This is a genomic window from Sunxiuqinia elliptica (genome assembly GCF_900113005.1).
Lineage (GTDB): Bacteria > Bacteroidota > Bacteroidia > Bacteroidales > Prolixibacteraceae > Sunxiuqinia > Sunxiuqinia elliptica.
The window spans coordinates 98,137-109,545 of record NZ_FONW01000014.1; the positions used below are offsets into that span (position 1 = coordinate 98,137).

Sequence of the window (11,409 nt, forward strand, 5' to 3'; positions counted from 1 at the left end):
ACTATTTAAAGAAGGACAGATATCGTATTTACCTCTATGTTAGAGGTGAATTCTTAATAAAATTAAGAACATCTGTTCTTATATGAAAGTCTTTTAGGTATTTTTTTTAATATTATTTATTGTATATTAAGTTTTACGGAGTTGTTGTTGGTTAGGGCAGGCAATAACTTTTGTTGTGAGGAATAAAGTTCCTATCTTGAGAGGAGAATTCAGATTTTTGTGGACAGTAAAGGAGCTGAATGCGTGAAATGTTTAAATTGGTGGTGTTTGATAAAGCAAGTCTAGATAAGAGAAGATAGAAATATTGAATATTATCAACAAACCAAGAACAATACCACTTAGTATGCTGTCCAAATTTAAAATGAAAGTTATACGCATTTGCATGTAATTCATTATACTCTAATATATTTATTTGCATATAATGAAACGCTAGGCAGAATTTGTGAAAGAATGAAGAAAAGAAGTAGAACCTGATTTCTCTAAAATCACTCCTCCACCTGTTAAACATGACAATTTTTTCCAGCAGGAAGGGCACGAACGGCTTTGTGGAAATGTATTAAAGCCTGATTTGGAGAATTCAGACAGTAGCAGTCCGTTTTATGCAAAGAAGGTGGTGTTTACAGGTGCGCTGAAAACCATTCAACAGAAAGAGGCTGCCGATCTGGTTAAGAAACTCAATGTGAAGACATTGATACTTCGATTACCAAATGGACTGATTTTTGTCATCACTGGTTCAGCGCTTGGGGCTTCCAAAATGAAGAAGATAGATCAGTTTAATGCTCAGGGATGCAACATTCAAGTGGTTTTTGAGGAGGAGTTTTTGCAGATGTGCAAACGGTGATGATTGGTTCAGAACCAACGATCAAACCTGAGCAATTAGAATTCTCTCTAACAACTCTGCTTGGAAGCTGATAGTTAAGCTTAATAATAAAAATTAAATTTGCATCCTATGAAAATACTCCATACTTCCGATTGGCACCTGGGTAAGAAGCTCGATGATTTTTCCAGACTGGAAGAACAACAAGCAGTTTTGCAGGAAATATGTGAAATTGCGGATCAAGAACAAGTAGATGCAGTACTTGTGGCAGGCGATTTGTTTGATACGTTTAATCCACCTACAGAAGCAGTCGATTTACTGTACAAAACGCTGAAACATTTAACCAACAACGGGCACCGTCCGGTAATTGCAATTGCCGGCAACCACGACTCGCCCGACCGCATTGAGGCACCCGATCCATTGGCCCGTGAGTGCGGGATAATTTTTGCCGGTTATCCAAATTCCCGGGTTGCTCCGTTTGAACTTGATTCCGGGCAAAAAGTCTTACAGACTGAAGAAGGTTTTCTGGAATTGCAGCTTCCTGAAACTACTGTTCCATTGCGAATTCTGCTTACACCTTATGCCAACGAATACCGCCTGAAAACCTGCTTGGGAGTGGAAAACAGCGAAGAAGAATTAAGAACAGTCCTTCAGGAAAAATGGGAAACCCAGGCAGAACAATATTGTGATGAAACTGGTGTAAATGTGCTGGTTTCACACCTTTTTATGGTCAGAAAAGGAGATGAATTGCCGGAGGAGCCCGAAGATGAAAAACCCATTTTGCATGTAGGAGGAGCGCAGGCGGTTTACACCGAGAATATTCCTTCGAAAATAAAATACACAGCCTTAGGGCATCTTCACCGGATGCATTGTGTAGATGATCAATCTAATTCTGTTTATTACAGCGGCAGTCCTCTGTCATATAGCTTTGCTGAAGCCAATCAAAAGAAGTACGTTTTGTTGATTGATATCGAACCCGGACAAACTGCAGAAGTCAGAGAAGTAGAATTAAGTAGCGGAAAGAGATTGTTACGAAAACGTGCCGAAGGAATGGAAGAAGCTTTACAGTGGTTGTCGGAAAATCAGGAGGCTTTAGTGGAGTTAACATTGGTTACTGAAAACTATCTGACCGCAAACGACCGTAAGCAGTTAAATAAAGCTCATGCCGGAATAGTGTCAATCATTCCCGAAGTAACAAATTCTGATAATTTGGATGGTAACCAGCAAAAACAGATTGATTTGAGCCGTAGCATGGAGGAACTGTTCCTCGATTATTTCAAGTACGAGAAGGGCCAGGAGCCGAACGATGAGATCAAGCGTTTATTCACTGAAATTTTAGCTGAAGAGGAACAATGATACCAGTACAACTTACCATACAAGGTTTGTATTCTTATCAGGAAAAACAAACCATCGATTTTACAAAACTAACAGCTGCCAATCTGTTTGGGATTTTCGGAACAGTAGGTAGTGGAAAGTCCTCCATTTTGGAAGCTATTACTTTTGCCATTTATGGGCGAACTGACCGGCTAAATCTTTCAGGAGACAATCGTTACTACAACATGATGAACCTGAAATCGAATGAACTACTCATCGATTTTATTTTTGAAACAGGTAAAGAGCAAACTGCTTATCGGGCGACAGTAAAAGGCAAACGCAACGGAAGAAATTTTGAAGATGTAAAAGCGTTGGACCGATCGGCTTACCAGAAAAATGGTAACGAGTGGATCCCTATCGAAACATCAGCGCTCGAACAGGCGATCGGGTTGAGTTACGACAACTTTAAACGTACGATCATCATCCCACAGGGACAGTTTCAGGAGTTCTTGCAATTAGGAAATAAGGACCGCACTCAAATGATGAAGGAACTTTTTAATCTCGGGAAGTTCGAATTTTATTATAAAGTAACCTCGCTCGAAAACAAAAATAATGCACAAAAGCAGAACCTCGAAGGCCAGTTGCAGCAATTGAGAGCTGTTGATCCTGAACAACTAGAAGTGTACAAAACACAACTGGAGCAACTTGAAAATGAACTTAAAGAACAGAATCAGAAACTCTCAGTATATCAGAAAAGAGAAGAAGAACTTCGGAAACTTCAGGACTTGGCCCGGCGAAAATCAGAGGCTGAAAAAGCATTCAAATCGTTGCACGACCAAGAGTCAATTGTTAAGCAGTTGGAACAAAGGATTTTGCGTTACGAACAGTGTGTAATTCAGTTTAAACATTTACTGGATGGCTTAAAATCGACAAACGAAAAAGTGCTGGCCCGCGAAAAACAGCTTCAGCAGGATGAGAAAAAACTCAAGTTGCAGGATGACGAAATCGGAGCCCTGAACCGGAAATTAGAGGCATTAAAGCCTGCTTATGAAAAACGGGAAGAGTTGAAGCAAAAAGCAGATGAGTTTGGCCGATTAGCACAAATGAAAACACTGGAGCAAACCATTTCAAAAGAAAATGAACGGCTACAGAAAGGAATGCAAGTTTGTGGTGAATATGAAAAAAATCTGGAACAACTAAAGATTCAGAAACAAGAGGTGGAGGCACTGATTAAAGTCTCAAAAGGGAAGATGCCCGATCTGGAACTGTTATCCGCGGTTAAAAACTGGTACACCGAGAAAAATCTTCTCGAAAAGGAACTCCCGGGAATTCAAAAGGAGTTGGAAGAAAATAAGAATGCTACTTCTACGTTGCAAAATTCCGTGGCCAAACTATTGGAAAGAGCCGGCCTTGGGCAACAAGCAGAAACAGAATATTCCAATATCGTTCAGAGCTTAAAGGATAAAACTAAGAAAGAAAAGGAAAAGCAGAACGTGCTGAATGAGCAGGAAAGTCATATGCGGGTAAAAGCACAGTTGAAAGCCTATTCCGAGAATTTGGAAGAAGGAGCGCCATGTCCGCTTTGCGGTTCGTTGCATCACCCGGATGTTTTAAAAACCGAAGACCTGAATGATACGCTGTTGAAGCTTACTGCAGAAAAACAGGCAAACGAAAAAGCATTGGAACAGCTGTTAGATTGGATAAGCCGCATAAATCTACTCAGCAAACAACAAGAGATGATTCAGCAGCAAAAAAAATCTTTGTTGCAAAAACAAAAGACTCAGCAGGAAAGAATCGAGGCTCATGCAAAGAAATTTACCTGGGAGAATTATCGTGTGGAAACCGAACTGGAAAAGGCGTTTCAGGAAGCAAGGCGTATTCAGGGCGAATTGAAAAAGCAGGATGATTTACTTGAGAAGCTAGGGAAAGATATTGATAAGAAAGGGAATGATTTCAAACGGTTTCAGTTGGAAGTCGATAAAATCAGAACTATTTTAACGGTACAGCAAACTGAACTAAAAACGCTGGAAAAGCAACTTCGATTGATAAAAGCCGAAACTTATGAGGATGTTAAAATTGAAGGGATTGAAGCAGAAAAAAGTAAGCTGCAGAAGGAACATAGCGGGTTAGAAAAATCTTTTTCCGAAATCACTCAGCAGATAACGGAGAAAAGCAAACTACGCGATACCTTGTCTGGTGGCGTACAGGCTGGCAAAAAGGAGCTTGAGCAGGATAAACACAGCTTGGAGAACTTGAAACAGCAAATACAAGAACAGCTGGAGAAATCGACTTACAATTCCATAGAAGAGGTTACAGTGATTTTGTCGGAATCGTTTAATCCGGATAAGGAAAAACAACGCATAATTCATTTTAAAGATCAGCATTTAAGCGCTAAGTCGTTGTTGGAGCAATTACAGAAAGAAATAGGCGAACGTGTATATGATAAGGAAATACATCAGAAATTAAATGCAGACATTGCTTTGTTAAAGGAACAGCTTGCTCGGCAGAACCAGGAGCAGGGGAAAATTGCAGAACAGCTAAAAAAACTTGAAAAAGATTTGAAAAGCCAGGCTGTACTTCGTAAAGAATTGGAAAAGATGGAGTTTCGGGCAGAGAATCTCAAAACAATGAAATCGTTGTTTAAAGCCAGTGGATTTGTTAATTATATCTCCTCTGTATACCTGCAAAATTTATGCAATGCAGCCAATGATCGTTTCTTCCAACTTACACGGCAAAAGCTGAGCTTGGAAATCACCCCCGACAATAATTTTCAGGTGCGCGATTTTATGAATGGTGGAAAAATCAGAAGTGTGAAAACACTTTCCGGTGGGCAGACATTTCAGGCCGCTTTATCTTTGGCTTTGGCACTGGCCGATAACATCCAGAAAATTACCGAATCGAACCAGAACTTTTTCTTCCTCGACGAAGGATTTGGTTCCCTGGACAAAGAATCGCTGGGAGTTGTTTTTGATACGCTAAAATCGTTGCGAAAAGAAAATCGTATTGTTGGTGTTATTTCACATGTCGAAGAAATGCAGCAGGAAATTGAAGTTCACCTTCGAATTGATAATCAAGAAGAACGAGGAAGCCGAATTTGGACAAGTTGGATGGAGTGAATAGATTTAAAGAAGATTGTTCTGTATTGTGTTTACTCAGCTTAAATGAATGGACTCTTCATTTAAATCAAATCAGTAAAAATCAAAAATACAGGTTAATCACAAAGAGACTTGGTTTGAAAGAGAAGCAGTAGTTAAAATACAGAGATGATCAACTCCCTAAACTCGAATCAAGTGTAGTGTAATGATTGTTGGACTGATGAGCTAAAATAAGAATGGCTAAATTGGAAAAAAGACTGCTTTTTGATCATAGTTACGTTAGTAATGAGCTGTTTTCTTGAATCGATGAGCCTTTTTTAATCGCACCAGGCTGGAATTGAAATGACGGAATTGAAGGAAGCAACGAAGCCGGAGGATATCTATTAATCGCACCAAACTGGAATTACGAATTCATTTTAGCTTTGATTACGCTTTTAAACATTTAAGTCAGCGCAAGTTCGCTGACTTTTTGTGTGGATAGGAGCGTATGAAAACAACAAAAGCTGCAAAAAATGCAGCTTTTTGTGCCCAGTAAAGGACGATTTTGTATTTTGTTATGCGCTTAAAATCAGATTCTTGTATTTGCCTGTTTTTTTTGTTCTCGGTAAAGTCTCTCTTTTAGTTCAATGATATTATTTCCAGTATCAAATATACGAAAATAGATTATTATTTAGCTCTGTTTTGTGTTAGGATTCGAATTCTACTTATAAGAAATGCTATATATCAATTATGTATTGAAAAAGTTGTTAATGCTAGTTGCAATGCAGGTGTGTTTATATCCTATATTTATTCGAGTAACTGGTGAAAAATGAACTTATTTTCGTAGTGGAGTGTACTTCTTTTGCTTTCTCAATATTGTACTCAATAGTTCTCGAAGAAAAAGTAGTCAAAAAAATAAAAGGAGGCTCATTGAAATGCCAGTTCGGAAAAAAATAAAGGCTGTCCTGCCAACTGAATTAATTGCTTGCAAATCTTATAATACAGCATCAAATGGCAGGACACTCGTCTTGGTCTTGTGTTTTTTAAGTAACGAACTGGTTATTTTGAGTGTTCTTTTTAGGAGTTGATGAATTGAAATAAGCTGGATCTTAAAAAATAAACAAAGGTGTTTGCGAAATGAAATGGAGCCAACATGTTTGTTCTTGCATCCGAGACTGAAAGCCGGAAGAATGGAGGCTTTCTGTCGCAGACATAATTAGATAAGAAATGCGGCTCGGAGACTAACTCAGGTCTTAAATTTAATGGAGCAATGATGCTTATTAGCTCAAAACAGAATGGTCAAAGTCAATATATATATATATATTCAAAAAGAGGCTCTAAAACAGGTTTCGTTTCCCGTTCGCAAGTTGACAAAATGAATTATATTTCACTAAATTGCAGGAAGAAAAACCGAATCGATGCCCCTAACTTCGAAAATCATTACGCTAAAGAAAGCCCATCATCGAGGGGAGGATGTTGTATTGCTGCGTTTTAATTATGATGTTGAGCTGACTAACCGGATGAAACAGCTTGAAGGGGCGAGCTGGAGCCAAACCATGAAGAGTTGGTATATCCCCGAGCAGGAATTTGATTTGCCATTGTTTGTCAGGATATTTCAAGGAATAGCAGAAATCGATCATTCTTTTAAAAGTCAACGGCCCCAAACTGATTCAAAATTAAATAAGCGAAAAGCTTATTTTTACCGACACCAAATAACTTTGCCCCAAGGATACCTGGAGATATTGGTACAAAAACGCTACAGCCAAAGTACGATCTCAACTTACACTGCTTATTTAAAAGACTTTATTTATCATTTCAAAGACCGGAACTTGCATGACATTGAAGTTCAAGAGATCAATGAATATATTTTATCACTAATTCAACTGTCAGATATATCTGGTAGTGAACAAAACCAGCGAATTAATGCCATCAAGTTTTATTATGAAAAAGTTTTAGGGCGTGAAAGACAATTGATTCATATTGAACGTCCTCGTAGAGAAAGGGTTTTACCCGATACTTTGAGTAAAAGTGATATTCAGGCAATATTTAAGAATACGCCAAATAATAAACACAGGTGTATGTTAGAATTAACTTATTCTGCTGGATTAAGAAGAAGTGAAGTTCTGAACCTAAAAATCAATGATATTGATTCGAAAAGGATGCTCATAAAAATAAGAGGTGGAAAAGGGAAGAAGGATCGTTATTCACTATTGTCCAAGAGTGTTTTAGTGCATCTGCGTGAATATTTCATAGCATATAAACCCGAGAAATGGCTTTTTGAGGGGCGGGATGGCAAACAATATTCGAGTACGAGCATCACCCGGGTTCTTAAAAAATCTGCACAAAAGGCTGGCATCAAAAAACGAGTACATCTGCATATGTTGCGACACTCATTTGCGACTCACTTGCTCGAACAAGGAACCAACTTGAGAGTAATTCAAAATTTACTAGGGCATGAAAATATTCAAACAACAGAGATTTATACTCATGTTTCGAATTTAGAGATTCAAAAAGTTATTAACCCGATAGATGAAATTATAAGTAAAACATGAATTGTTGCATTTACAATACTATTTTATTGGAAATGACACATTTTGTCACACATATAAAAAAAATAAAGTGCATAAATGTGTTATTCCAGATACGTTAGCCGCAAGGCTAGCCACCATTTACAATTAGCGCAATTTTAATAATTATAGTTTCAATTAGCTTATAAGTGGTGTTTAATAGTATTGCAGCAATAAATCCAATCATTAAAGGTTTTGCGTTGTCAAAGAAGTAAGCCCAGCGGCTAACATTTTGTATAGGTAATGCGGGTTCTGTTCTCGTTTTTACCTCGTTCGCTTCCCTTATTCTAATCTTAACTATATCATCTACAATATCAGCTCCTAAATCACTATTTAATCTAGGAGTTAGCTTTGTGTTTTTAGATGTATGAAGCTTACTTATCTGCTCATTAATTAAATCCTTTGTTTTCATAATCGCTCTCTAATTAGTTTATTTAAAGTTTATTTTCTCGTTTGTGCATCGGTGCGTGTTTTCCGCACTACCCATACAATTTACCGTTATGCGCAAGCAATGGAAAATTGAAATCTAACTAAACAAAGATATATGCCAAGTAAAATGTGGGAAAGCCTTGGATTCAGAGAAAATCCATATAATACCAAACCTCTCAATATTTCAAAACAAGATGTTGAGCTTCTAATGGGGCGTGAAAATGAACAAATTGACTTTCTAACTGCAATAGAATCTGAAGAACAAGGAATTTTTGTTTTATCAGGAGTACCTGGAGTTGGTAAAACTAGCTTCCTAAATGTTCAACAGTTTTTGTTAGAAAGTGGCGAAGCTGATTTTGGACCAAGATTACTTGCTGCAAGACAATTATGTCCAATTCAACAATATGATGAACCAAAATTTATTGCTCAACGATGCATCCAGTCTTTTTGTAAATCAATCGAAGAATATTGTAATATTACTAATAAATCTGTGCCATCGGAAACATCCAAAGTCTCAGCATGGATACATCAAAATAAACCAGCAACAATAAATTTTGGATTATCTTACTTGGGTACAGGAGTGACCGCAGGTAGAGAAGTCCATTTGCCATCTGTTCAGTCTACCACCTTTGAGACATTGGCCGAAATAATTGAAACATTATCTTTAGAAGTAAAGAACAAATTAAATTTTGAAGGGAGTTTTATTGTTTTAGATAATATCGAAAATTTGCAAGACGATGAATTAAGCCAATGTCTTACGACATTTAGAGATACCTTATTTACAATCCCAAACATATGGTGGATATTAATCGGACAAAGTGGTTTGTCGAGCTTAATTCAATCAACAAATCCTAAAGTATTCCAAAGATTGTCCGCAGGCATAGAACTTAAACCAATCAGTGTAGAAAATTTAATTAAAGCCGTTGACATAAGGGTAAAAACATTTCATGAGACAAAAAACAATGGCTCTTCACTAATTACCAAAAAGGTGTACTTAAAACTATTTGAATCATCAAATGGTGAAATTCGTTTTGTTTTCAAATATTGCCAAAATATCTGCATTAAACTTGTACAGCTTATCAGAAAAGAATTGGTTGAGAAGAATCAAAAAATGACAGTTGAGTCTTTTAATAGGTTAATGGGGCAACATTTAATAAAAAATCAAATTGATGACGATTTCTCACATACCTGTCTTAACGTAATAGTTCGAGAAGAATTTGAAGGTTATTATCACAGCACTGAGGAAAAACAAATACTAAAAAGAATAGGAGAACTAGGAAAAGTAAATTCAAAAGATTTTAAAGAATTTTCCGAGTTTGGAATAAAAACGATGCAAGATTTTACTCAAAATGTGCTCATTAAATTTAGAGAACAACAATTGCTTTTGCGTAGACAAGAAGGTAAGAAAATAACTTACGAACTTAGAGGGATTTCAGTTTTTGCAATGGAATACGGATTACTGAATGAATAATGCCAGCGCATAACAAAAGCTATATGTAATGCGGGATTCAGCGGGTAATTCAACCGCAGCTCTCCGTTGCAACAACGCCAATTCGTCTTTGACGATTTGGCTATAAAAACAAAAATATGAATAAACGAATTGGCTCAGTGTGTAATTGAAAGGGCGGAGCTATGAAGTCCCGCACTCCACATAGCCAAACCGTTATGTGCAAGCTTAAATAAAGAACCTGAAGACCATCACAAATGAATTATTTGACAAAATTTGAGGAGATAAAAAAATTAAAAGCCAAAAAGAGAGGTTTTGAATTTGAAAAGCTACTTAACAAAATTTGTGAAGACCAAGGAATACTATTATCTAATTCTTATAAAACAGCTGATTCTGAACAACAAATTGATGGAGCAGTTGAAATAAAATCTAAGATTTTCTTAATTGAATCAAAATGGGAAAAGTCCTCAACTTTGGCAGCTTCAAAATTGTTCAGTTTTCTGGGGAAAATAAATTCAAAAATTGAAGGAACTCTCGGTTTATTCATTTCATATAACGAGCTATCTGACAATTTTATATCCGCAGTTCGAAATGGATTAAAGCAAACTTGTATTGTAATCCATGGTAAAGACAATATTATGGATATAATCGAGGAGAAAGTAAATATTAAAGATTTTATTTGGTATGCATTCCAAGAAGCTTCAACTAAAAACAGAGAATGCGTTAACACATCAGAATTTCAAAGTCTTCCAAAGAATAGAAAAAAACAAAGCATATCGCAGCTTGACTCAAATTGGAATGAAATATCGAGTTTGCTTCTCGACACTACTCCACCGGATTTGTTTTCAGCTAAACTTGAAAGTTGTTATCACAATAATATAGAATTAAGTAAAAAGACTTTAAACCTATTTCCGGTTGTTTATACAAATTCAATTAGACAAGAGAAATATTCCATTCTAATAAAAAAGTGCATATCTGAAGAAAATGAGATTTTCAAAAAACTAGTTATAAAGAAACTTAAAAGCACTCAATGGAAAGAATATGTAAAACATTCTTTTCTAGAAACGATTGAAAATGAATTTGACAATATTGACCCCGAGGATAAAAAAGTTATAATAGAAAATTGCATTAATCATTTAGAAAAAAATCTTGGGAATTATGATGAAGAAAACAATGCTTCAGAATTAGTACAATTTTTATTCAAACACTTATCCAAGGATGATTTTAAAAAGCTAGCAAATGCGTATTTGGTAATATATTGTGACTTCTCGAGAAAAGACAAATTTCTGCAAAAGACAATTGCAAACAAAATATTTAAAGAACTTGAGAAGTTAGATATTAATGTATTTAAAGCTATAAAACCAACGATAATTAGCAAGCTGATAGATTACAAACGAGATGAGTACATTTTCGCGGATGAAAACGACGATGATGAAAAAATTAAAGCTCATACCATAAAGCAAATTTTGTGGAAGTATCAAAAGGTTCTCAATAAAAGAGAACATAAGAATTTATTGAATTCAGAATATGACAAGATATAAAAGCCAGCACATAACAAATTGTAAATTGCATTGCGGGGGGTGTGGTGTGTCGTTCGCTGGATTCTCGCAACATCGTTCCGTCCTGCCGGACAGGAACGCGCTCCGAAATCCGCAACGACAACTTGGTGTGCCGAGAAGCAGAACATCGGCCTAATTATCGTTCTGCATGCTGTAAATAAGATGGAGGAATCCGGCAGTAGCGGGATGAACCTCCGGTGTC

At 36.6% G+C, this 11,409-nt stretch carries 7 protein-coding genes; 6 read left to right on the top strand and 1 reads right to left on the bottom strand.

Translation table 11 applies throughout. The features are described from left to right. The first annotated feature begins 568 nt into the window (after positions 1 to 568). The 4 genes from BM156_RS18680 (at position 569) to BM156_RS18695 (ending at position 7,757) form a co-directional block, all read left to right on the top strand. Positions 569 to 841 (top strand): hypothetical protein, encoded by a 273-nt coding sequence (locus BM156_RS18680; RefSeq protein ID WP_093921426.1) that lies wholly within the window; start codon positions 569 to 571, stop codon positions 839 to 841. A gap of 108 nt (positions 842 to 949) precedes the next feature. Beyond that, positions 950 to 2,173: a metallophosphoesterase family protein gene (locus tag BM156_RS18685; RefSeq protein ID WP_093921427.1), complete on the top strand. Its 1,224-nt coding sequence runs from the start codon at positions 950 to 952 to the stop codon at positions 2,171 to 2,173. Then, a complete protein-coding gene (locus BM156_RS18690) occupies positions 2,170 to 5,247 on the top strand; it encodes an SbcC/MukB-like Walker B domain-containing protein (protein ID WP_093921428.1) in 3,078 nt (1,025 codons plus the stop codon). The genes BM156_RS18685 and BM156_RS18690 overlap by 4 nt, the downstream gene beginning before the upstream one ends. Before the next feature lie 1,478 nt (positions 5,248 to 6,725). Continuing rightward, positions 6,726 to 7,757 (top strand): tyrosine-type recombinase/integrase, encoded by a 1,032-nt coding sequence (locus BM156_RS18695; RefSeq protein WP_244525761.1) that lies wholly within the window; start codon positions 6,726 to 6,728, stop codon positions 7,755 to 7,757. Between the two features lie 106 nt (positions 7,758 to 7,863). On the opposite strand, the gene BM156_RS18700 is transcribed toward BM156_RS18695, so the two are convergent. Beyond that, positions 7,864 to 8,184: a hypothetical protein gene (locus tag BM156_RS18700; protein ID WP_093921430.1), complete on the bottom strand. Its 321-nt coding sequence runs from the start codon at positions 8,182 to 8,184 to the stop codon at positions 7,864 to 7,866. Positions 8,185 to 8,316: 132 nt separating this feature from the next. On the opposite strand from BM156_RS18700, the gene BM156_RS18705 reads away from it, so the two are divergent. Together BM156_RS18705 and BM156_RS18710 are read left to right on the top strand one after the other, a co-directional pair. Then, the gene (locus BM156_RS18705; RefSeq protein WP_093921431.1) at positions 8,317 to 9,672 is read left to right on the top strand and encodes a P-loop NTPase fold protein; all 1,356 of its coding nucleotides are present in this window, start codon (positions 8,317 to 8,319) and stop codon (positions 9,670 to 9,672) included. A gap of 233 nt (positions 9,673 to 9,905) precedes the next feature. After that, positions 9,906 to 11,189: a hypothetical protein gene (locus tag BM156_RS18710; RefSeq protein ID WP_093921432.1), complete on the top strand. Its 1,284-nt coding sequence runs from the start codon at positions 9,906 to 9,908 to the stop codon at positions 11,187 to 11,189. Positions 11,190 to 11,409: the final 220 nt, after the last annotated feature.